Source organism: Streptomyces sp. NPDC088116, assembly GCF_044741745.1.
In the GTDB taxonomy this organism is placed as follows: domain Bacteria; phylum Actinomycetota; class Actinomycetes; order Streptomycetales; family Streptomycetaceae; genus Streptomyces.
Map to the genome: position 1 here is coordinate 253846 of NZ_JBIUTF010000004.1, position 20222 is coordinate 274067.

The 20222-nt window shown below is 69.1% G+C and carries 22 protein-coding genes, 1 tRNA gene and 1 pseudogene; 8 read left to right on the plus strand and 16 right to left on the minus strand.

Translation table 11 applies throughout. The features are described 5' to 3' along the window. Positions 1-225 precede the first annotated feature (225 nt). Both ACIOJD_RS18075 and ACIOJD_RS18080 read left to right on the plus strand, forming a co-directional pair. Positions 226-495, plus strand: coding sequence for a methyltransferase domain-containing protein (locus tag ACIOJD_RS18075; protein ID WP_401915510.1), 270 nt, complete (start codon positions 226-228; stop codon positions 493-495). Between the two features lie 5 nt (positions 496-500). Continuing rightward, positions 501-866, plus strand: coding sequence for a VOC family protein (locus ACIOJD_RS18080; RefSeq protein WP_401914373.1), 366 nt, complete (start codon positions 501-503; stop codon positions 864-866). Between the two features lie 27 nt (positions 867-893). On the opposite strand, the pseudogene ACIOJD_RS18085 reads toward ACIOJD_RS18080, so the two are convergent. After that, positions 894-1061, minus strand: a pseudogene (locus ACIOJD_RS18085) (GNAT family N-acetyltransferase); the annotation flags it as partial. Between the two features lie 24 nt (positions 1062-1085). After that, positions 1086-2300, minus strand: coding sequence for an FAD-dependent monooxygenase (locus tag ACIOJD_RS18090; protein WP_401914376.1), 1215 nt, complete (start codon positions 2298-2300; stop codon positions 1086-1088). 79 nt (positions 2301-2379) lie between these two features. On the opposite strand from ACIOJD_RS18090, the gene ACIOJD_RS18095 reads away from it, so the two are divergent. Beyond that, positions 2380-2859 carry a MarR family transcriptional regulator gene (locus ACIOJD_RS18095; protein WP_401914378.1) on the plus strand — a complete coding sequence of 160 codons (480 nt, stop codon included), beginning with the start codon at positions 2380-2382 and terminating at the stop codon, positions 2857-2859. Between the two features lie 22 nt (positions 2860-2881). Here the strand turns inward: ACIOJD_RS18095 and ACIOJD_RS18100 are convergent, their stop codons facing one another. The 5 genes from ACIOJD_RS18100 to ACIOJD_RS18120 all read right to left on the minus strand — a co-directional run bounded on the left by ACIOJD_RS18100 (position 2882) and on the right by ACIOJD_RS18120 (position 9400). Then, positions 2882-3811 carry an LD-carboxypeptidase gene (locus ACIOJD_RS18100; protein ID WP_401915512.1) on the minus strand — a complete coding sequence of 310 codons (930 nt, stop codon included), beginning with the start codon at positions 3809-3811 and terminating at the stop codon, positions 2882-2884. Between the two features lie 56 nt (positions 3812-3867). Further along, positions 3868-5889, minus strand: coding sequence for a prolyl oligopeptidase family serine peptidase (locus ACIOJD_RS18105; protein ID WP_401914380.1), 2022 nt, complete (start codon positions 5887-5889; stop codon positions 3868-3870). Positions 5890-5944: 55 nt separating this feature from the next. Then, a complete protein-coding gene (locus ACIOJD_RS18110; protein ID WP_401914381.1) occupies positions 5945-7285 on the minus strand; it encodes a M20/M25/M40 family metallo-hydrolase in 1341 nt (446 codons plus the stop codon). A gap of 1 nt (position 7286) precedes the next feature. Beyond that, positions 7287-8120, minus strand: coding sequence for a M55 family metallopeptidase (locus ACIOJD_RS18115; RefSeq protein ID WP_401914384.1), 834 nt, complete (start codon positions 8118-8120; stop codon positions 7287-7289). Between the two features lie 158 nt (positions 8121-8278). After that, positions 8279-9400, minus strand: a complete 1122-nt coding sequence (locus tag ACIOJD_RS18120) for an aminomethyltransferase family protein (RefSeq protein WP_401914386.1) — start codon at positions 9398-9400, stop codon at positions 8279-8281. A 468-nt stretch (positions 9401-9868) separates the two neighbouring features. Here ACIOJD_RS18120 and ACIOJD_RS18125 point away from each other — a divergent pair, with 468 nt between their 5' ends. The 5 genes from ACIOJD_RS18125 (at position 9869) to ACIOJD_RS18145 (ending at position 12453) form a co-directional block, all read left to right on the plus strand. Further along, a complete protein-coding gene (locus ACIOJD_RS18125; protein ID WP_401914389.1) occupies positions 9869-10273 on the plus strand; it encodes a lipocalin-like domain-containing protein in 405 nt (134 codons plus the stop codon). A 229-nt stretch (positions 10274-10502) separates the two neighbouring features. Continuing rightward, positions 10503-10925, plus strand: a complete 423-nt coding sequence (locus ACIOJD_RS18130) for a hypothetical protein (protein ID WP_401914391.1) — start codon at positions 10503-10505, stop codon at positions 10923-10925. 166 nt (positions 10926-11091) lie between these two features. Next, a tRNA-Val gene (locus ACIOJD_RS18135) sits at positions 11092-11185 on the plus strand. A 36-nt stretch (positions 11186-11221) separates the two neighbouring features. Continuing rightward, a complete protein-coding gene (locus ACIOJD_RS18140) occupies positions 11222-12214 on the plus strand; it encodes a bifunctional lysylphosphatidylglycerol flippase/synthetase MprF (protein ID WP_401914394.1) in 993 nt (330 codons plus the stop codon). Positions 12215-12276: 62 nt separating this feature from the next. After that, positions 12277-12453, plus strand: coding sequence for an ABC transporter ATP-binding protein (locus ACIOJD_RS18145; RefSeq protein ID WP_401914396.1), 177 nt, complete (start codon positions 12277-12279; stop codon positions 12451-12453). A gap of 192 nt (positions 12454-12645) precedes the next feature. Here ACIOJD_RS18145 and ACIOJD_RS18150 read toward each other — a convergent pair whose 3' ends face one another. From ACIOJD_RS18150 to ACIOJD_RS18190, 9 genes are all read right to left on the minus strand, one after another. Then, entirely contained in the window at positions 12646-13716 is a 1071-nt protein-coding gene (locus tag ACIOJD_RS18150) for an FkbM family methyltransferase (RefSeq protein WP_401914398.1), read from the minus strand. Between the two features lie 233 nt (positions 13717-13949). Next, complete coding sequence (locus ACIOJD_RS18155) at positions 13950-14780, minus strand: BTAD domain-containing putative transcriptional regulator (protein ID WP_401914401.1); 831 nt, start codon at positions 14778-14780, stop codon at positions 13950-13952. Positions 14781-15157: 377 nt separating this feature from the next. Beyond that, complete coding sequence (locus ACIOJD_RS18160; RefSeq protein WP_401914404.1) at positions 15158-16393, minus strand: beta-ketoacyl-[acyl-carrier-protein] synthase family protein; 1236 nt, start codon at positions 16391-16393, stop codon at positions 15158-15160. Continuing rightward, complete coding sequence (locus tag ACIOJD_RS18165; RefSeq protein ID WP_401914407.1) at positions 16393-16644, minus strand: acyl carrier protein; 252 nt, start codon at positions 16642-16644, stop codon at positions 16393-16395. The genes ACIOJD_RS18160 and ACIOJD_RS18165 overlap by 1 nt, the downstream gene beginning before the upstream one ends. Positions 16645-16704: 60 nt before the next feature. Further along, positions 16705-17715, minus strand: coding sequence for a beta-ketoacyl-ACP synthase III (locus ACIOJD_RS18170; protein ID WP_401914410.1), 1011 nt, complete (start codon positions 17713-17715; stop codon positions 16705-16707). Beyond that, positions 17712-18668, minus strand: coding sequence for a VlmB-like protein (locus ACIOJD_RS18175; RefSeq protein ID WP_401914412.1), 957 nt, complete (start codon positions 18666-18668; stop codon positions 17712-17714). The genes ACIOJD_RS18170 and ACIOJD_RS18175 overlap by 4 nt, the downstream gene beginning before the upstream one ends. After that, the gene (locus ACIOJD_RS18180) at positions 18665-19198 is read right to left on the minus strand and encodes a flavin reductase family protein (protein ID WP_401914414.1); all 534 of its coding nucleotides are present in this window, start codon (positions 19196-19198) and stop codon (positions 18665-18667) included. The genes ACIOJD_RS18175 and ACIOJD_RS18180 overlap by 4 nt, the downstream gene beginning before the upstream one ends. Then, the gene (locus ACIOJD_RS18185) at positions 19195-19692 is read right to left on the minus strand and encodes a hypothetical protein (protein WP_401914416.1); all 498 of its coding nucleotides are present in this window, start codon (positions 19690-19692) and stop codon (positions 19195-19197) included. Before ACIOJD_RS18185 ends, ACIOJD_RS18180 begins: the two co-directional genes overlap by 4 nt. After that, entirely contained in the window at positions 19692-20198 is a 507-nt protein-coding gene (locus ACIOJD_RS18190) for a type II toxin-antitoxin system RatA family toxin (RefSeq protein WP_401914419.1), read from the minus strand. Before ACIOJD_RS18190 ends, ACIOJD_RS18185 begins: the two co-directional genes overlap by 1 nt. Between the last annotated feature and the right edge of the window lie 24 nt (positions 20199-20222).

Genomic DNA, 20222 nt, shown 5'->3' on the forward strand with positions numbered 1-20222 from the left:
TGATCTGCCAAATCGCCCTTTCATCTACGCGGTGTACAGGTGATACAGCATTCGGGAACCACCCTGTCCGTAAAGAGAAGGACCGCTGTGGGCGAACACCGTGACCCGGATCCGGATCCGGGTCACGGTCAGGGTCAGGGAACACCGCCGCCCGGGAACGCCGACGGGCAGGTGCCCAAGCCTCCGCCGCCCGGCGGTACGCGCAGGAAGCAGGTCGTGGTGGACATGCTCGACTCACTGATGGCCGAGCCCGGCCATCAGGTGCTTGAACTGGGCACCGGGGCCGGCTGGAACGCCGCCCTGCTGGCAGCGCGCGTCGGCCCCGGACGAGTCACCAGCGTGGAAGTGGACCCCCGGCTCGCGGCAGAGTCCCGTAACCGCCTCGGCTCAGTGGGCGCCGGGGTGAACGTCGTCGTCGGCGACGGCGCCCCATCGAGCCATGCGGGCATTTCGCCGCGCCGCGATTTCGTGTCGCGGCTCCGCCAACTAATGTGATGCGTATGGAAATCCTGGGAACCACGTTGCGCATCTGCGTCGATGACCTGGAGACCTCGGTGGTGTTCTACGAACGCCTCACCGGTAGCTCCGCGCTCCGCTTCGAGCGCGGCGGGGTCTCGGTCGCCGCCGTCGGCTGCTTCCTTCTGATGAGCGGCCCCGCGTCGGAGATAGACGTCCTGCGCAAGGTGACGGCGACCATCGCCGTCAAGGACGTCGACGAGGCGCTCGCCGCCCTCACCGAGGTCGGCGCCCAGGTCCTCGCGGGCCCGGTGCCGACGCCGGTGGGCCGCAATCTGATCGCCGTACACCCCGATGGCTCGATCTTCGAGTACGTCGACCGCAAGGCGGTCCAGGAACCACAGCCGTAGGGCCTGTCCCCGCCCGAGGCCGCCGGCTCAGCGGCCTCGGGCCCACAACTCGGCGGTGACCGCCCAGCGTTCGTGCTCCCGCCAGGCGCCGTCGACAAACAGGACGTCCGGCGAGCAGCCCTCCCGCCGGAAGCCGGCGCGCCGTACCAGCGCGAGGGAAGGGGCGTTGTCCGGCTGGATGTCGGCCTCCGGACGGGGGCCACCGCCGCACGCGCGCACTCAGGTCCGCGCGGGTCCGCCGCCCTCGGCTGCCGTCGGCGAGGCTGCCCAGTCGATGTGGTGGCCGTACGTCTGCCGCATCTGCTCGCCGTTCGCCAGCCGGGGCAGCAGCAGCGGCATCAGGAGGTCGCGCAGGATCCGGCCGGCCGGCCCCGCGGCCTTGTTGTTGTTGGCCCGCGCGGCCTGCTTCACGATCCGTTCGACACGAGGGCGGCGCAGCGCCTCGTACGCGGCGAAGGCGCCCTCGATCGTGGGCAGATCGCGCAGCGCCTTGGCCAGTTCCACGGCGTCCTCGATGGACAGCGAGGCGCCCTGTCCCGATGTCGGCGAGGGGGCGTGGGCGGCGTCGCCGATGACGACCATCCGGCCGCGGCGCCAGGCCGGGACGCCCAGCATGGCGTGCATCGGGCCGGCCGGGGTGATCTCCTGGCTCGCGCGGATCAACTCGGCGGCAGGGCCCGCGTCTTCGGCGAAGAGTTCGGTGAGCCGGTGTCGCCACTCCTCGGGACCGATGCCTTCGACCTCACCGCGGGCGGGCTCGTCCCGGCGCGGCACGTTGGCGAACCACCAGACCTCGCCGTCGGGCGCGAGCACATGGCCGAAGAAGGCGCGTCTGCCGAACACCATCTGGTAGCTGCCCGGTTCCGTGTCCACCGGCACCCCGCGGGTGTAGCCGCCGAGACCGATGAGGCCGGAGTACGCGGGGGCAGGGGCCTCGGGATCGATGAGCGTGCGGACCGTCGAGTGCAGTCCGTCGCAGCCGATGAGCAGATCGCCGTACTCCTCGCTGCCGTCGGCGAAGACCGCGCGCACACCGTCCCCGGTGTCCTGCGCGTCGACCAGGCGCTTGCCGTGCTCGATACGGATACCGCGGCGCAGCGCCTCGTCGCGCACGGCGCCGTACAGGTCGGCGCGCTTGAGCGTCCGGCTGGCGATGTCCCCGTCCGGCCGGCTGGTGCGCACCTGCCCCAGCGCCTTGCCGGTGGTGGAGACCATGTCGATCGCCTTGGTCGGGAAGCCCGCGGCGACGGCCGGGGCGTCGGCACCTATGACGCGCAGGGCGTCGATGCCGTTCGAGCCCAGCGTCAGAAAGACGCCGACGCCATCGGCGCCACCCGCGTGAGCCTCGTGGACGACCGCGTCGATGCCGGCCTGCCGCAGCGCCATGGCGGCGACGGGCCCGGCTATGCCGCCACCGATGATCAGTGCCTTCACTTGAGTCACCTTTCCACACCATCGATCACGCTTAGTTATTTAGATGAAACTAACTAAACAATACGGCTACGATGCCGCTGTGACAAATCGCGAGGAAGCCGCACTCCCGGCCGGCCGGGAAGAACTGGTGGCCGAGGTCCTGCTCGCCGGGCGCGAGCTCTCCACCGCCGCGGTGCTCTTCCACTCGGCGCTCGCCGCGCGCCAGGGCCTGAGCGCCACCGACACCAAGGCCCTGGACCTGGTCGCCCGGCTCGGCCCGCTGACGGCAGGCGATCTCGCCCGCCATCTGGCCCTCAAACCCGCCTCCGTGACCGCCCTCATCGGCCGCCTGGAGGACAAGGACGCCCTGCGCAAGGCCCCGCACCCCGAGGACGGCCGCAAGGTGGTGCTGCACTTCAACCAGGAGTTCGCGGCCCGCAACATGCACTACTTCACCGAACTCGTCGGTTCGGTGCGAGAGTTGTGCGAGCGCTACACGGACGAAGAGCTGGCGGCGATCGCGTCCTTCACCAAAGAGGCGGCACGCCGACAGGCGGAAGCGACGCAGAGGCTGATCTGATCCGGGAGACGGCGCACGCGGGTCACGTCAGCGCCGGCACATCCAGGGTGAGCGTGGCGCTCTTGGCGTCCAGTACCGCGGGCACGCCCAACGGCATCGTCAGCGTCGTCGCCCCGTGCCCGAACCCGAACTCCTCGACGACCGGTACACCCAGTCCGCCGAGCCGGTCGAGCAGCGTCGCCCGTACATCCTCGTACGGACCGCAGCGCTCCCAGGAGCCGAGGACGATCCCGGCGACGGCGTCCAGCCAGCCGGAGCGCAGCAGTTGGGTGAGGATACGGTCCAGCCGGTAGGGCTCCTCGCCGACGTCCTCGATCAGCAGCAGCCCTCCGGCCGCCGAGGGGCGTACATGCGGTGTGCCGAGGTCGGCGGCGAGCAGGCTGACGCAGCCGCCGAGCGTGACGCCCGTAGCCCGGCCGGGTAGCAGCGGCCGGGCCGTGGCCGACCCCAGGGTCCGTACCGACTCCGGCTCGAAGAGCGTGGCGCGCAGCGACTCCTGTGTGGCGGCGTCCTTGAGGAAGGTCATGGTGGCGATCATCGGGCCGTGCAGGGTGGCCAGGCCCATCCGTACGGCGAACGCCTCGTGCAGCGCGGTGATGTCGCTGTACCCGACGAAGACCTTGGGCCCGGCGGCCCGCATCGCGGTCCAGTCGAGCAGCCCGGCCATGCGCTGGACTCCGTACCCGCCACGGGCACAGAGCACCGCGGAGACGGACGGGTCGCACCACGCCTCCTGGAGGTCCCGGGCGCGGTCCTCGTCCGTCCCCGCGAGGTGGCCCAGCCGGGGGTGGATGTCCAGGACGTGCGGGGCGACGACGGGATCGAGGTCCCAGCCGCGCAGGATGTCGAGCCCCGACGCCAGCCGGTCGGCGGCCACCGGGCCGCTGGGCGCCACCACGGCGACCTTGGCACCCGGCCGCAGACGCGCGGGCCGGATCAGGGGCGTGACCATCACGGCGGGAGGCGTGAGGGGCAGGGGCATGGAGGCCGCGGTCGGGGGCGTCACGGTCACGTGGTGAACTCCAGCCTCGGGACGTCCTTACGGTCGATGCCGAAGGTCTGTACGTACAGGGACAGTTCGGCCTCCAGCGCACGGATCATGGTGTCCGCCCTGCGGAAGCCATGCCCCTCCCCCTCGAAGGAGATGTACGCGTGCGGGATACCGCGCCCGGCCATCCGGTCCAGGAACCGCTCGCACTGCGCGGGCGGGCAGATCACGTCGTCCAGGCCCTGGAGCAGAAGGAACGGCGTGGTGATCCGGTCGACATGGTGCAGCGGCGAACGGTCGTGGTAGCGCTCGGGGACCTCGGCCAGCGGTCCGATCAGCGACTGGAGGTACTGGGACTCGAAGTCGTGGGTCTCGTCGGTGGCCCAGCCCAGCAGATCGAGGATCGGATAGCTGATCGTGCCGCAGGCGTAGACGTCGGTGGTGGTGAGGGAGGCCGCCGCCGTCCAGCCGCCCGCGCTGCCGCCCCGCACGGCGAGCCGGGCCCGGTCGGCGGTGCCTTCGGCGGCCAGGGCCTGTGCGACGGCCGCGCAGTCCTCGACGTCCACCACGCCCCACTGCTCGCGCAGCCGGTTGCGGTAGGCACGGCCGTAACCGGTGGAGCCGCCGTAGTTGACCTCGGCGACACCGATGCCGCGCGTGGTGAAGTAGGCGATCTCCAGATCGAGGACGAGCGGGGCGTGACCGGTGGGACCGCCGTGGGCCCACACCACGTAGGGCGGCAGTTCGTCGTCGGGCGCGCGGTGGCCGGGGTGGTGCGGCGGATAGATGTGGGCGTGGATCTCGCGGCCGTCCGGGCCGGTGAAGGTACGGATCCGGGGCTCGGGGTAGTACGCGGGGTCCACCGGGTCGTGGTGCGCGGAGCCGATCACGCGGGCATGCCCGGTCGCGCTGTCCAGCTCCACGATCTCGTACGCGCTGCGCGGACCGGCCGCGACGCCGATCACCCGGGTGTCCCGCACGGCGAGTGTGGCCGCCCATTCCGTCCAGGGCCCGGCCGCGTCCGCCAGTTCGCCGGTCTCCGGGTCGAGGATGCCGAGCGCGGTGGTGCCCTTGCCGTGGATGACGGCGATCAGCCCGTTCTCCAGCGGGTGGAACCACTGGAGGCCGATCTTCCAGAGGGGACCGCCGAACTCCTCGTCGCGCCCGGGGCAGAGGGCGGTGCTCGCGATGGCGCCGGGCGACCGATCCGCGCCGTCCGCGAGCAGGGCGTCGGGACGGATGCGCCGCAGTTCCCACCAGTCGCCGAGGTCGGAGACGAAGAGCAGCGAGCCGTCCGGTGCCCACTCGACCTGGGCGATCGATTCGTCCGTGCCCCCGACGACGGGGACGGCCCCGGTGAACGGGCCGCTCTTCGTCACCTCACCGAGCATCACCACCGTGCCGTCCCACGGCATCCGCGGGTGGTCCCAGGCGATCCACGCGGCGTGGCGCCCGTCCGGGGAGAGCCGGGGCCCGGTGACGAAACGGTGCCGGTCGTCGGACAGCTCCCGTACCGCTGTCCGGTCCTCGGCGGCCGAGCCGTCGAGGGGGACGGCGGCGACCACCCGGCGTACGTCGGTGGGCGCCTCGCCGGTGAACTCCTCCAGCACGCACCATACTTCGCCCCGGTCCAGGTGGATCCGGGGGTCGGCCCAGCGCAGTCCGCCGCCGGTCGCGGAGACGGGCGTCAGGGGCCTGGGGCCGTCCGTGCCGTCCGGCTCGTACACGTACAGACGCTGGTCGGGGAAGTGGACGAAGACGACGAGCGGGCCGCTGCCGGGGCGCGCGGCGCCCGCCCAGGGCACGCCGCCGTACTCGATCACCCGGCTGCGGACGTTCCACGGGGCCGGCAGAACCGATTCCTCGTGACCGTCGGCCCGCTGCCGTACGAGTGCCCGCCGGCCCGCCTCGGCGGGGCGCGGTTCCGTCCACCACACCTCGTCGCCGACCGTCCCCACGTACTCGGGGCGGCCGTCGTGCGAAGCGGCCAGCGTGGCGTCGATCGGTGACGGCCACGTTCCGTAGCCCCCCATGGACAGCATCGTGCTCCTCAGCGAACTGTGCGAACTGTGCGAACCAGGCAACAAATCAGGCGGACTAGGCGGACTTCAGGTAGTGGTCGAGAACGCGGACGCCGAAGTGCAGCGCCGAGACGGGCACCCGCTCGTCGACACCGTGGAACAGCGCCTGGTAGTCGAAGCCGGGGGGCAGCTTGAGCGGCGAGAAGCCGTAGCCGGTGATGCCCAGCCGGGAGAACTGCTTGGCGTCCGTGCCGCCCGACATGCAGTACGGCACGACATGCCCGGCCGGGTCGAAGCGCTCGACGGCGGCGCGCAGTCCGGCGAAGGTCGGCGAGTCGACCGGCGCCTGGAGCGCGACCTCACGGTGGTGGAACTCCCACTCCACGTCCGGCCCTGTCAGCAGGTCCAGGGTGGTACGGAACTCCTCCTCGCCACCGGGCACCATCCGCCCGTCGACATAGGCGGTGGCCTGGCCCGGAATCACATTGACCTTGTACCCGGCCTCCAGGACGGTCGGATTGGCGCTGTTGCGCACGGTCGGCTCGACGAGCGCGGCGGCCGGGCCGAGCTTGCCCAGCAGGCCGTCCGTGTCGAAGTCGTCGGCGTGGACGTCCGTGTCGATGCCGTACAGCGCGGCGAGTTCGGCGAGGGCGGCCCGTACGGTCGGGGTGAGCCTGACCGGCCACCGGTGGTCGCCGATCCTGGTGATGGCGGCGGCGAGCCGGCTCACCGCGTTGGCGCGGTTCACCTTGGAACCGTGACCTGCCCGGCCGTGGGCGGTGAGCTTCAGCCAGCCCGTGCCGCGTTCACCGGCGGCGATCGGGTAGAGGGCCATTCCGGGGCCGGCGTGGAAGGTGTAGGCGCCGGACTCGCTGATGCCCTCCGTACAGCCCTCGAAGAGTTCCGGGTGCTGGTCGGCGAGGAAACCGGAGCCGTCGACGGCGCTGGCCTCCTCGTCGGCGGTGTAGGCGATCACGATGTCGCGGCGCGGCCGGGTGCCCGACCTGGCCCAGGACCGGACGACGGACAGCAGCATCGCGTCCATGTTCTTCATGTCGATCGCGCCGCGGCCCCACACGACGCCGTCCCTGATCTCCCCGGAGAAGGGGTGCACGCTCCAGTCGGCGGGCTCGGCCGGTACGACGTCGAGATGGCCGTGGACGAGAAGCGCCTCGGCGGCCGGATCCGTGCCTTCGATCCTGGCCACGACGTTGGTGCGGCCGGGGGTCCGTTCCAGGAGGGTCGGCTCGACCCCGGCGTCCGCGAGACGCTCGGCGACATATTCGGCCGCCGGACGCTCCCGGCAGTCCCCGCTCCCCCGGTTGGTGGTGTCGATACGGATCAGCTCGGAGGTGAACGTGATCACCTCGTCGAGCGCCGCCCGGTCGAGAGAATCATGTGTGTCGGTGGAACTCATATCAGCCATACTGCTCCTCCACCGCGGCCGAAACGATCGTGGTGACCGCCTTGAAGGTACGAATGGCCTCATACATCGTCCCGCTGGTGTATGTGACACGCCGCTCACCGCTCACCGCCACGCCCGGCACGACGGTGGCGACCTCGGAGAGATGCGCGGCGTCGAACTCCATCTCCATGGTGAACGGTCCGCCACCGGCCGGTTCGTACCGGCCGGCCAGCGCGGTGGCCTCCTTCGCGGCGGCGCGGATGTCGGCGGCGGTACGGGCCGGGGTACGGCAGACCGCCGCGTACCGCGAGACATGGTCCTTGACCGCGACCCTGCGGGCGTCCGGGGCGTAGCCGTCCGCGTCCACGCAGGTCAGGTCGTCGCCGGTGACGAGGACCACGGGGACGCCGTACTCGGCGACCACATGCGCGTTCAGCAGGCCCTCGCTGGCCCGGGTGCCGTTCAGCCAGACGCCGGTGAGGGAGTTGGCGAGATACGTGTGCGCCAGCACGCCCTCCGTACCGGCTCCGGTGTGGTAGCCGACGAAGGCGATGCCGTCGACGTCACCGTGCTGAACGCCCTCGACCATGGACAGCGTCTTGTGCCGGCCCGTGATCATCTCGGCCCGCTCGTCGAGCTGCTCCAGCAGCAGGTTGCGCATCGACCAGTGCGCCTCGTTGATGAGCACCTCGTCGGCGCCGCCGTCGAAGAAGCCGAGCACGGCGGCGTTGACGTCGGAGGTGAACAGCGAGCGGCAGCGCTCCCACTGGGGCTTGCCCGGCAGGACATCGGCCGGCCAGGTCACACCGGTGGCGCCTTCCATGTCGGCGCTGATGAGGATCTTCACAGGTCGCTCCGTTCTCCGCGAGCGGGACCGCCGAAGTGGCCACCTGGCGTCGGCCCTCACGTGCCCGGCGCCGGACTGCGGCACCGGGCCCGCCGGACCCGGTCGGCCCCTACCCTATCCAGCACCGCCGACCGCGCATCCCGGAGTCCGTGCGCGCGTCAGGCGCGGACGCGGACCCGCTCGGGGTCGTAGACGGGCGTGGTCCTGACGGTGGCGGCCACCCTGGCGCCCGTGGTGGTGACGGCCGTCAGCGCGGAATCGGCCTTGGCCGCGTCGAGGTCGATCCGCGCCAGGCCCAGAGTGGCGCCCCCGAGGTGGGGGGAGGGCACGGTCATGTTCAGCCGGCCGATGTCCCGCCCGCCCAGCTCCAGCCGCGCCCCCTCGGCGGCCTCCGGCCCGGCGTCCACGACGACGCTGACCAGCCGGTCCCGAACGGTCCCCTTCTTGGCCAGCAGCGCGTCCCGCCCCTGGAAGGACGCCTTGCCGAGGTCGACCGTCCAGCCCATCCGGCATTCGAACGGGGTGACGGTCCGGTCGTAGTCCAGCTCCGCCATGATCATGCCCGCCTCAATACGGCACATCATCAGCGCGGCCATCCCGAAGGCACGCATCCCGAAGTCGGCGCCCGCCTCGAAGACCGCGTCCCACAGCGCGGGGGCGTGCTCGCGGTCCACCTCGACCTCGTAACCGAGCTCGGCGGTGAACCCGACGCGGCTCACCCGCGCGGAGATCCCGGCGAGCGGGACGTCCTCGCGCAGCGTGTAGTAGGGGAAGGCCTCCCGCGAGATGTCCTGCTCGGTGAGGCGCTGGAGAATCTCGCGGCTGCGCGGCCCCTGGAGACTGAGCACGGCCACGTCCTCGCGCCGCTCGGTGAGCGTGGTACGGGCGGGGAGGCGGGCGGCCAACTGCTCCCGCAGGGCCGGGTTTCCGCCCGTGATCACGACATGGCCGGGGCCGAGGACGACGACGGTGACATCGTCCAGCATCGCGCCCTCGGCGGTGACGACGACTCCGTACATCAGCCGGCCGGGAGGCAGGGCGCTCAGGTCGCGGGAGAAGAGAGCGTCCACCACGGCGACCGCGTCGGGACCCTCCACATGCCACTTGTAGAGCACCGAGTAGTCGCTCGCGCCGGCGGTGGTCCTGATGGCCTCGTACTCCTGGGCCGCTCCGTCCAGTTCCACGGGTACGGCGCAGCCGAAGGCATCGGCCCACTGCTCGACGCGGTCCTCGAAACGGGAGGAGAACGGGGTGGCGAGCAGTCCTTCGGGGGACGTCATGGAAGCTCCGAATCGATGAGGGGGGGGTGGTCCGGCGGTCGACCGACCGCGGGAAGCCGCGGCCGGTCGGGGGGGGGAAGAGTCCTGGGACCGAGGGGGCGCGGCGGACCGGCGGGCCGCGCGAAGGGCCGCCCGCCGGGAGCGTTCACCGGCGTGAGGTGTGTGGCTCCGGCGGTCGCGACTGCGAGAATCCATCCATCCTGATCAATTGTCAATGGCCGTCCGCGCGGTCGGCAAAGAGTCCGCGGCACATCTCAACAGCCGTGGCGAAGTCTTCCGTGCCGAAATGCCCGACGGTCACGCAATCACGTTTGCTTTCCTCCGAATCGCCCCACCTGCCGCACTCAAATCCGCCCCGGCACCCGCACATTCGGGTTCCTCTCCGGATCACCGCTGAGGTAGTCTCCTCGGACATCTACTTCCGATGACATCCGCATCCGATCAACAGCCATTCGGAGGCCGACAGATATGATCGCGGCAGATCTGGTGGGAGTGTGGACACTCACCTCTTTCTACGAACTCGACGAGGCCGGAGTCCAGCTCGAAGGACCGTTGGGCCAGAATCCCAGCGGGATGCTCATCTACACCGAGGACGGCCATATATCGGTGAACGTCATGCGGACTTCGGGAACAGCGCCGACGCCCGAGTCCCGTGACTACATGGGGTACGCGGGGACCTGGCGTCTGAAGGGGGACCAGACCGTACACACCATCCAGGTCTCCCCCACCTTCGAGTGGATCGGCTCCGAGCAGATCCGCGATGCCGAACTCCACTCGGACCGGCTGACCCTGCGGGGCACCTCCACCGTCCAGGGACAGCCCCGGACGGGTGTCCTCAACTGGCACAGGGCGCCGTCGGAGGCGACGGGCTGAGACCGCCCGACGCCCCGCTCCGCAGAGCGACCACCCAGGCCGGCCGGCAGGCGAGCCTGGGTTCTCTGCTGTTCGGACGGCCTTCGACAGCACACGGTGATTACCTCGAAGGTAATTGTGACGGTCCATCGGGTCCGCCTACGGTGCGTCGGGGGCCGGCGGTTCCGGCACCGGAGCGGGCCCCTCCCGCATCCAGGCAACTCCCTTGACGTACGAGAGGAAGACGACAGTGGCTTCGACGCAGTATTCCGGGTCGGCCGCATCCGCGGGGGCGTCCGCGTCCGACGGTCTGGCCCGCCTGGCTCTCAAGGTGGACTCGCTGGTCACCGGCCTCAACGGCATCGCCTATCTGGCGCTCGCCACCATCCTCGACTCCTTCTTCGGCTTCGCCACCGCGGTCCAGTACCCGGTCGGAGCGTTCCTCGTCCTGTACGCGCTGGGTGTGCTGGCCGTCGGCACCCGGCAGGAGATCAACCGCATGGGGCTGACGGCGGTCATCGCCGCCAACGGGCTCTGGTTCGTGCTCAGTCTGGTGGTAGCGGCCTCCGGCGTCCTGGACCCGACCGGTATCGGCACGGTCTGGATCGTCCTTCAGGCCCTGGTGGTGGGCGGCTTCGCCGCGCTCCAGTACGCCGGCCTCAAGCGGCTGTGACCAGGGCCCGTCCCTGGATCAGGCACTCGGCCGGAGCGTCCCCGCGGGCGCCCCGGCCGACGGCGCCAGGCGCGTCCCCGGCCGCGTCAGCGCCACGTCATCGATAGGTCAGATCCGTCTGGCATTGTTGTTCTTGTTCGGCAGCGGGAAACCGCACCGAACAAATGGAGAGGTGCCCGGAGTGGCCGATCGGGGACCGGAACTCACGTTCCGGTCGGGTCTTATGGCCTTCGCAGGTTCGAATCCTGCCCTCTCCGCCAGACAATGAGCCATCTCGTCTCATGAGAGTGTGCGCGATGACGACTTCCACTATTGATCTCGAATCGGTCCGGCACGCGATATCGACCTACGGGGACAATCCCAGCGGATTCCTCGCTCTCAGCAGCGGGAATTCCTACTTCTCGGTCGCGGACGCACCCGGCGTGATCATCTATCGTACGTCCGGGCCCTACCTGATTCAGTTCGGCGGCCCCTTCGCCCCTGCGGACGCCGCACCAGAACTGCTCAAGGAATTCCTTGGGTTCGCGGCCTCGCAGAATCGCACCGTGGTGTCGATTCAGGTCCAGCGTTCCGAGACCGATCTTTACAGCGAGCACGGCTTCACGGTGAATCAGGTGGGTGGCTCGTACGCGATCGACCTCGCGCGGTTCACTCTGCGCGGCACCAAATTCATGCAGCTGCGCAACAAGACGGCCCGTGCGGCCCGCGCCGGACTCACCGTGGTCGAAGCCGGTCTGGACGAGTGGTCCGACGCGGTCGGTGCCGTGGACACGGCATGGCTGGCCGGCAAGGGAGACCACGTCAAGCCGCTGGAGTTCCTCGTCGGCGAGTGCGGCGGCGCGGTGCAGGCCCATCGCAGGCTGTTCATCGGCCTGCTCGACGGAAAGGCGGCCGGGTACATCTCGTACACCCCCGCCTACGGCAGCCGCCCCGGATGGATGCACGATCTGAGCCGCCGGCAGCCCGATGACGTCCCGGGCATCATGGAAGCGATCAACAAGACCGCGATCGAGACCTTCCAGTCGGAGGGCGCCGAGTGGCTCCACTTCGGCTTCACCCCGTTCACCAGCCTCAGTCCGGACAGGGAAGTCGCCGGCGCGAGCAGGGCGTTCAGCTGGTTCACGCACTGGCTCTGGGAGAACGGGAGCGCGGTGTACCCGGCGCAGAGCCAGCTCGCGTACAAGCTCAAGTGGGCTCCGCACGCGATCCTGCCGGAGTACATCGCCTTCCAGGGGCCCGCCCAACTCGGCGGACTCCTGCATGTGTTCAAGGCGGCGAACGCCATCTGAGGGGAGCCCCTCCGGGCTCCCGCCACCGCCTGTCCGACGCCCGTCCGATCGGAGGACAACCGATGACAGCTCCCGAGCATGTGGCACAGGCCCAGGCGCACCTGTGCGAGGCCTTCTTCGCGATGGCCGGCGCCTCCGAGGACCCCGCTGCCATCGACGCGGCCGACAAAGCGCTGTGGGCGCTGGACGCCGCGCTGGAGGAGTCGGCCGACAGCCCTTCGGCCCTGTCCGGCACATAGGCGCGATCACCACCACCGGGATGCCCTCGTAGCTTCGCTACGAGGGCATTTCGGCATCCGCGAACATACGGGACTTCGGAACACCTCTTCGCTGCGAGCACACCGTGGAGAGAGCGCACCACGCGTCGCGCCACGAAGACCGGTCCGGCGGATCGCCCTCCGCCGGACCGGTCTTCGTAGCCCCGCGGATGGTCAGTCCACGGACGGCAGCATGTCGACCAGAGTGATCCGTCGCGGCACCAGATGCTCGGGCAACCGGTCGGCCAGCCAGTCGCGCAGCGTCGCCTCGTCCAGTTCCTTGCCGGACCCCACACTGGCGATCACCGGCCGCGGGTCGTTCTCGTAGCCCGGACGCACCGCCTGGACGGTGTAGCGTCCGGCGCCCCGCAGCAGATCGACCTCGGTGTCGGCGATCTCGAAGCCGTGCTTCATCAGCAGGGCCCTGACCTCCTCGACGCGGCCCTCGGTCGGGGTACCGACTTCGTCGTGCACCTCCATGACGATCTGGCGCACCAGCGCCCAGTGCCGGTCGTCGAGACCCTTCAGCACGTCCAGTTCGGAGCGCTGGACATCGATCTTCAGCAGATCGACGCATGTCACCCCGGCCTCGTCGATCACCGCGGACAGCCGGCGCAACTGGCAGCGCCGCTCGGACAGATCGAAGTCCTTGTCCACCAGGGACGCCACCCTGGCCAGGTGCTCGTCGCGGCCGTCCGGACCGGTCTCCCGCGCGTTCGCCACGTACTTCTTGACCAGTTCGGTCTCGTTGTCCAGGTCGGCGTAGTCGGACCGGCAGGACATGATGGAGAGATCCGGGTAGAAGTTGAAGGTGACCTGCTGCTCGCGGTCGGACAGTCCGATCTCGAACAGCCGGGTGGAGACACCGTGCCGCTCCACGTTGGTCCGCAGCTGGGTGAAGACATCGGGGACCGGTTCGAAGGCGAACACCTCGGCCGAGGGGCACCGGGCGCCGACGAACAGGCTGAAGATGCCGATGTTCGCGCCGACGTCGAAGACGACCGCGTCCTCACGCAGCACGATCCCGCCCTGGAGGTAGGACTCGGCTATGAAGATCTCGTCGTGCAGGAACTGCAACTCGTCGGGGTTGTTCTTGGCCAGTTCGGCGAACGGGCCGGTGTCGGGGGACAGCATCGGCTTGTCCCAGCCGAGCACGTGGGCCTCCAGTCGGCCCTCCCCGGTGTGCGTGAGCCGCACCCTCGCGACTCCGGGGAATCGCAGGAGCACATCACGGATCTTGCTCATTTCCGCTGGGGAGATGTCCCTGGAGTTATCCGTTGCAACAGGTCGACCAGAATCCGGCATGGTGGCTCCTCGTACAGAGTCTCACAGTTTCTTGGCGGTAGACCGAGTTCATACCATCGCGGCTCGGCGGTCCAGTATCGCTTTCCGGGGCGTCAGTTGCTCATCAGGCCGATATCAGAATTGCTTCCGAGGAAGGCACGCAGAGGCCGCCGATAACGATGTCGAAGCAACCGTCAAAAGGCCAGAGCCGGCAACGAGGACGGCGCGGGGAACGGCTGACGGCCCACCACGGTTCGTTCCACGCTGCCGAGCGAGGGATCTTGGTGAAGTATGGCCAGCATGCACTTCCGCAAGTTCGGCGACGGTTCCATTCCGAAGTCCTCGACCAGCCGGCGGCGGAGGTAGTTGTACGCCTGCACCGCTTCGGCCTGCCGGCCCACCTTGTAGAGGCAAATCATCAAGAGTTCAAACAAACGCTCCCGCCAGGGATGGAGGAACGCCACCTTCTTCAACTCACTGATGACGGAGGAGTATCCGGCGACGGCAATGTTCAGCTGGACCCGGGCCTCGACGGCGGCCAGCCTGTCCTCCTCGAACTGCGCGGCGGCGCTCTCACAGATGAGGCCGCCGGTCACCCCTTGCAACGCGGGCCCCCGCCACAGCTCCAGGGCACGATCGAGCAGGTCACGAGCTGCCGTCTGGTCGGCCCGCGCCATGATCGCGGCCTCGGCGCCGAGCTGCCCGAAGAGGTGGGCGTCGATGTCGCACGGGTCGACATCCATCGCATACCCGTTCGTGTGGGTGACGAGCCGCTGACGGGCGAACTGCTCACCGAACTCGACCGCGAGGGCCTTCCGCACCCGGGCCACGACCGCTTGTAATGCATTGCCGGGCGAGCTGGGCAGCTTATTCCCCCAGACCTCTTCGAAGAACTGCTCCTTGGTGACCACTTTCTGCGGATTGATCAGCATGAGCGCGAGCAGCGTACGCTGACGCGTGCCCTCGAGAGCCTTCACCCTGCCGTCGACGACAGTACCCATGGAACCCAGGATCTGAAACTTCATCTCTCCCCGCTCCTTTAATTACCCTTAAGCCATTTCCATACCTCTCGGCACAAATACTGCCGAGTAGAAACAGAAGTACCTGTCAACCCCCCGCCGGAGCAATCATGAAGCAATTCCCAGACAACCGATCTTGCACTACGCAAGCAGCAACGTCCATTACCCGTTTGGCTATTGACACATCATGATGTATACGCTCAGCGGCATGTGATGACCCATCAGTTTTGCCTACACTCTGAGAAACCGCTGATGACTGGCGGTAACCCGGGACAGGGTGGAGTCGCCTCACGGGCTCGCCCCACACGTGAATGTGCCCAGGGCCACAACCCTGGGCACATTCATTCGCATCACCAACAGACGGAAACCGGCTGAACCGGCAGTCACGCCTCGGTGACGACCAATACGGCGTTCTGACCACCAAAACCGAAGGAATTGCTCATCGCCACTTCAATGCGGCGCATGCGGGGAATCTTCGCCACCACGTCGATATCGATCGAAGGATCGACACTGTCGAGGTTCGCGGTGGGCGGCACCAGACCCTCCTGGACCGCCAGTACGGTGCAGGCCGCTTCGATCGCCCCGGCGGCACCGAGAGAGTGCCCCGTCACGCCCTTGACGGACGTCACCGCGGCACGTTGGCCGAGCACCCTGTTCAGGACCCGCGCCTCGATGACGTCGTTGAGCGGAGTCGACGTGCCGTGAGCGTTGACGTGATCGACCTCGTCCGGCAGCGCCCCCGCGTCGGCCAGCGCGGCCCGGATCGCCCGCTCGGCTCCCTTGCCCTCCGGGTCCGGAGCGGTCGCGTGATGGGCGTCGGCCGAAGCTCCGTACCCACTGATACGGGCCCGGACCCTGGCGCCGCGGGCCTGCGCGTCGGCCACCCGCTCCAGCACCAGCACGCCGGCGCCCTCGGCGATGACGAAGCCGTCACGGTCGGCGTCGAACGGCCGGGAGGCGGCCGCGGGGTTGCCGGTGCGCCGTGACAGCGCCTTCATCCTGGCGAATCCGGTGACGATCGCCGGGGAGAGGCTGGCCTCGGTGCCGCCGGTGATCACCACATCGCACGTGCCGGAGCGCAACAGGTCCCGTGCGGTACCGATGGCGGTGGTACCGGACGCGCACGCCGTGGCCGTGACCAGATTGGGCCCGGTCGCCCCGCAGTCCATGGCGACATACCCGGAGACCATGTTGACCGCCGCCATCGGGACCAGCATCGGTGACACCGCGCCGGGCCCCTCCTGCAGCAGGTTCCCGGTCTGCCGCTCGTAGGTGGCCGTACCGCCCAGGGCGTTGCCCAGGACCACGCCGACCCTGGCGCCGTTCCAGCTGTCCGGATCGAGACCGGAGTCCTTGACCGCCTCTCTGGCGGCCACGAGCGCGAGCTGCGCGTAACGGTCCAGGCGCCAGGCCAGCCGCTTGCCCAGTTCCGCGTCGGCGTCGAATTCGCCGGCCCGGCAGTCGATGTCCACGATGAGGCCGGCCAGTTCGGGATCGACGGCGGCGGTGGGCTCGGCGGCTCGCACCCGGGCCCAGTTCGCCTCGACACCGATACCGGCGGGAGTCACCAGACCGAGACCGGTCACCGCGATGTCGCGGCCGTCATCGCGGCCGGCCATCAGTTCAGCGCCGCCTTGTTGCTGATCTTTCCGTCGATCAGCTCGGCGATCTCCCGGACGGTGTTCTCCAGGCCGACCTCGTCCTCGCCCACGTCCACGCCGAACTCCTGCTGCGCGACGAGCGCGAACTCGACGAGCGTGAGGGAGTCGAGGTCCAGGTCACGCATGCTGGTATCGATCCGTACCTCGTCGGCGCCCACGCCGAACCGTGCGACGAGCAACTCGGCTACCTGGTCGGAAACAGAACTCATCAGATTCTCCTTGTGGTGGTCCGCGTGTTCACGCGGCTCTCAAAAATTGATGACGGCTTGTCAGCCCGGGATCAGATCCGGCCAGCGCAGTACGGTGGATCCCCAGGCGAGGCCACCGCCGAACGAGGTGAGCAGAACCCGCTCGCCGGGCCGCAGCCCGCCGTCGGCGAGGGCGAGCGGGATCGAGGCGGCCGCGGTGTTGCCCACCCGCTCGATATTGCTCACGATCCGGTTCTCGGGGAGTTCCAGCCGTTCGGCCAGCGCGGTGAGAATCCGGGAGTTGGCCTGATGGCCCACGAACCGGTCGATGTCGTCGACCGTCCAGCCCGCCTGCCCGAGCACACGGTGGACCGACTCGGTCATCCGCAGCACGGCCTGCATGAACACCGGCTTGCCGCTCATCGTGAAGTAGTGGTCGGCGGGAGAGGCCGGCGTACCCGTGGCCCGCTGCCGTGAGCCGCCTGCGGGGATCATGATCAGATCGGACAGTTCCCCGTCGCTGCCGAGGTCGAACGGCCCCAGCGCGCCCGGCTCGTCGTGCTCCCCGCGCCGCAGCACCACGGCACCGGCGCCGTCGCCGAAGATCGCCCGCGTCGTACGGTCACCGGGGTTGAGGATGGTCGAGAACGCGTCGGCTCCGATGACCAGGACGTTGTCGGCGATGCCCGCGCTGATCAGTCCGGCGCCCGTGGCCAGCCCGTAGACGAAGCCCGCGCAGACGGCGCCCACGTCGAAGGCGGGGATCCCGGACAGGCCCAGACGACTGGCCACCTCGGGGGCGGTGGCCGGGCAGGGCCTGTCCGGGGTGCTCGTGGCCACCACCACGGCACCGGCCTCGTCGCACTGGGCGGACTTGAGGGCCCTGCGTCCCGCCTCGACCGCCAGCCAGGATGTCGCGCTGCCCGGCTCGATGACATGACGCTGCCCGATGCCCGTCCTGGTCCGGATCCATTCGTCCGACGTGTCGAGCTCACGGGCCAGTTCGTGATTGCTCACCACCTTCGGCGGGAGCCAGGTACCCAGTCCGGCGAGGACCGCCGCCGGGCCTTGCCCAGGGGGCGACGTACTCATACGAGCGCCTCCTCAAGGCCCATGTACTTCAGGCGCTTCTCCTTCATGTCGTCGGACCACTGATCGGCGGTGTCCTGCCGCTCCTGCGGTGTGGTGTCCAGGAGCCGCCGGCCGGGCCAGATCTCGTAGTCCCCGACGAGGTCGGCGTACTGGGTCAGCCCCTCCTGGAAGCGGACCTCGCGGTCGTACACCATCTGGTGGGTCGGCAGCTCGTCCCACATGTTCATCCCCTCCCGGATCATCTCCACGACCCGGTCCTTGTCCTCGGGGTGCGCCAGAAGATGCCGTCGGCCGACGTCGGCGCCGACCGTCAGATGGCGGATCTCGTCGATGCCCGCACCCTTGTCGATCTCGGCGGCGGCCGGGTTGATGGGGCGCCACTTGCGTTCGCTCAGTTCGGCGGCCGGCGCGAGAGCGCCCTCCAGGATGATGGTCATCATCACGACGCCACCGATGAAGTCGCGGTTGTCACGCATCACTTCGAGGCAGCGGTCCTCCAGCGGGACCAGCACCGTCTCCCGGTAGGGAGAGGCGAATTCGTCCACCGCCTGAACCAGCCGGTGCTCCGGGATCCCGAGCGAGAGCAGATGGTTGCGGAAGATCATGGAATGCCGGCACTCGTCGAGCAGCTGGGTGGAGTAGAACTCCATGGTGTCGTTGTCCGGCGCGTTGGCCACCAGGAACGACAGCACCCGGGTGGCCTTCTCCTCCGCCAGCGCCCGGAAGGAGTACTCCTGGGTGAGCGCGTCGAAGAACGGCCCCTTCTTCATGTGCTCCCCCACCTTCAGCGCGGGGTCGTGTCCGTCGGGCCTGCCGCGCAGCGTGCCCTGCGGCACCGCCTGGAGCCAGTAGCGCAGATTGCACTGCTGGGCCGTCAGTTCGAGGTCCATGGCCCCTTCGAGCAGTCCTGGAGCCTGGTCCCAGTCCGCCTCGCGGGGAATGTGCGTCGTCATGATCGCTCCTGTTCGTCCTGAATGCTTCCTGGGTGAAGAGCTCCGGCGAAGTACAGCAAGGGGGCGCCGTCACCCTCGTCCACCGAACTGACACCGGCCAGCACGATCTCGTGGTCCCCCGACTCGATGTGCCGCTGAACCGTGCAGTTCAGCCAGCACACGGTGCCGGCCAGCCTGGGCAGCCCGCCGTCCCCGGGGGCCCAGCCGACCCCCTCGAACTGCTCCGTCCCGGTGCCTCGCTTGCGGCTCGCGAAATGCCGGGCCAGTCCGGCCTGCCGACTGGAGAGCACATTGACCCCGAAGACCGCGTGGCTCTTGATCAGCGCCAGGAGCCGGCTGTCCCGTCGCAGGGTCACCGCGACCAGCGGCGGCTCCCGGGAAATGAAGGTGAACGCGCTCGTGGTGCTGCCGTGCACCGCCTCCCCGGTGCCCACGGTGACCACGGAGACCCCGGTGGTGAACCGCTGCGCCGCCGACCACACCGCCTCGGCGGCGACCTTCCCCTGCTGGTTGTTGAGGGCCGTGGTCACGAGACGAGGGGCTGTTTCGCGGGAATGGCCGCGGCGGGCCCCTGCTCCCTGCCGGCCGCCTCGACATCCCGCTGGAGTTCGGCGAAGACCGGATGCACGACCGGCTCGAAGCCGAGGCCGAACGGCTTCAGGAAGTTGCCGAACAGGGCCCGGTCACCGCACAGATGGATCGGCAGCGCCAGCAGCGCCCACTTCGACCCGCCCGCCAGCACCCACACCAGCGCCACCGCGGCCTGGGTGGCCAGGCTGTGCATGATGTTGTAGAGGACGTAGTAGACCTTCGGTATCCGCTTGGTGCTGCTGCGGTGGTACGCGATGGCTCCGGGGATGTAGCCGATCACGTCGATGTAGACGAACAGCAGGGCGAAGGCCCACCAGTTGATGTCGCCGAGGTGGGTGAAGAGGAAGTAGAAACTGACGCCCAGGGCGACCAGGTACTCCAGCCGGAGCAGCCGGTAGGTGGTCTTCGTCTCGAAGTGGTTGAGCGCATCCATCAGCTGCCTCCGACGGGTTGGGGATTCGGCTGCGAGGCGGGCCCCTCGAGGTCGTTCAAGGACTCTCCGCCCTCACGCACCGTGACATCGACGAACAGTGCGGCGAGCACCGAGCAGACGACGCGCTTGATCACGCGCTCGGCGATGGGATCCATGATCCCGACCAGGCTTTCGATACCGAAGTCGTAGGTCACCTCGAAGTGGACCTCGACTCCCCCGGAGACCGGGGTGAGCTGCCAGCTGCCGCGGAACTCCTCGAAGTCCCCGTCGGTCTGGTCGAACTCGATACGCAGACGCTCGCGGTCGATCGTCTCCCACTCGGTCCACCGCATGATGCCGCGCCGGAAGTTGACCTCCCAGTCGGAGTGCCGCGGGTCACCGGGGGTGGTCTCGACGACATGCACGTCCTTGGCCAGATCCGGGAACCTGGTGAATTCTGTGATCGTCTCGAAGGCCGCTGCGGGATCGGCAGTGGCGACGTCTACACGGAGATGGATGCTTCGCACGGCTGGTCAGGCTCCTTCGTGGGG

Coding starts and splice junctions, on each gene's coding strand:
- ACIOJD_RS18075 (WP_401915510.1), top strand. CDS start 226: ATGCTCGACTCACTGATGGCCGAGCCCGGCCATCAGGTGCTTGAACTG.
- ACIOJD_RS18080 (WP_401914373.1), top strand. CDS start 501: ATGGAAATCCTGGGAACCACGTTGCGCATCTGCGTCGATGACCTGGAG.
- ACIOJD_RS18100 (WP_401915512.1), bottom strand. CDS start 3,811: ATGGTCACGCCCCTGATCCGGCCCGCGCGTCTGCGGCCGGGTGCCAAG.
- ACIOJD_RS18105 (WP_401914380.1), bottom strand. CDS start 5,889: ATGCTGTCCATGGGGGGCTACGGAACGTGGCCGTCACCGATCGACGCC.
- ACIOJD_RS18110 (WP_401914381.1), bottom strand. CDS start 7,285: ATGAGTTCCACCGACACACATGATTCTCTCGACCGGGCGGCGCTCGAC.
- ACIOJD_RS18120 (WP_401914386.1), bottom strand. CDS start 9,400: ATGACGTCCCCCGAAGGACTGCTCGCCACCCCGTTCTCCTCCCGTTTC.
- ACIOJD_RS18125 (WP_401914389.1), top strand. CDS start 9,869: ATGATCGCGGCAGATCTGGTGGGAGTGTGGACACTCACCTCTTTCTAC.
- ACIOJD_RS18140 (WP_401914394.1), top strand. CDS start 11,222: ATGACGACTTCCACTATTGATCTCGAATCGGTCCGGCACGCGATATCG.
- ACIOJD_RS18145 (WP_401914396.1), top strand. CDS start 12,277: ATGACAGCTCCCGAGCATGTGGCACAGGCCCAGGCGCACCTGTGCGAG.
- ACIOJD_RS18150 (WP_401914398.1), bottom strand. CDS start 13,716: ATGAGCAAGATCCGTGATGTGCTCCTGCGATTCCCCGGAGTCGCGAGG.
- ACIOJD_RS18155 (WP_401914401.1), bottom strand. CDS start 14,780: ATGAAGTTTCAGATCCTGGGTTCCATGGGTACTGTCGTCGACGGCAGG.
- ACIOJD_RS18160 (WP_401914404.1), bottom strand. CDS start 16,393: ATGGCCGGCCGCGATGACGGCCGCGACATCGCGGTGACCGGTCTCGGT.
- ACIOJD_RS18165 (WP_401914407.1), bottom strand. CDS start 16,644: ATGAGTTCTGTTTCCGACCAGGTAGCCGAGTTGCTCGTCGCACGGTTC.
- ACIOJD_RS18170 (WP_401914410.1), bottom strand. CDS start 17,715: ATGAGTACGTCGCCCCCTGGGCAAGGCCCGGCGGCGGTCCTCGCCGGA.
- ACIOJD_RS18175 (WP_401914412.1), bottom strand. CDS start 18,668: ATGACGACGCACATTCCCCGCGAGGCGGACTGGGACCAGGCTCCAGGA.
- ACIOJD_RS18185 (WP_401914416.1), bottom strand. CDS start 19,692: ATGGATGCGCTCAACCACTTCGAGACGAAGACCACCTACCGGCTGCTC.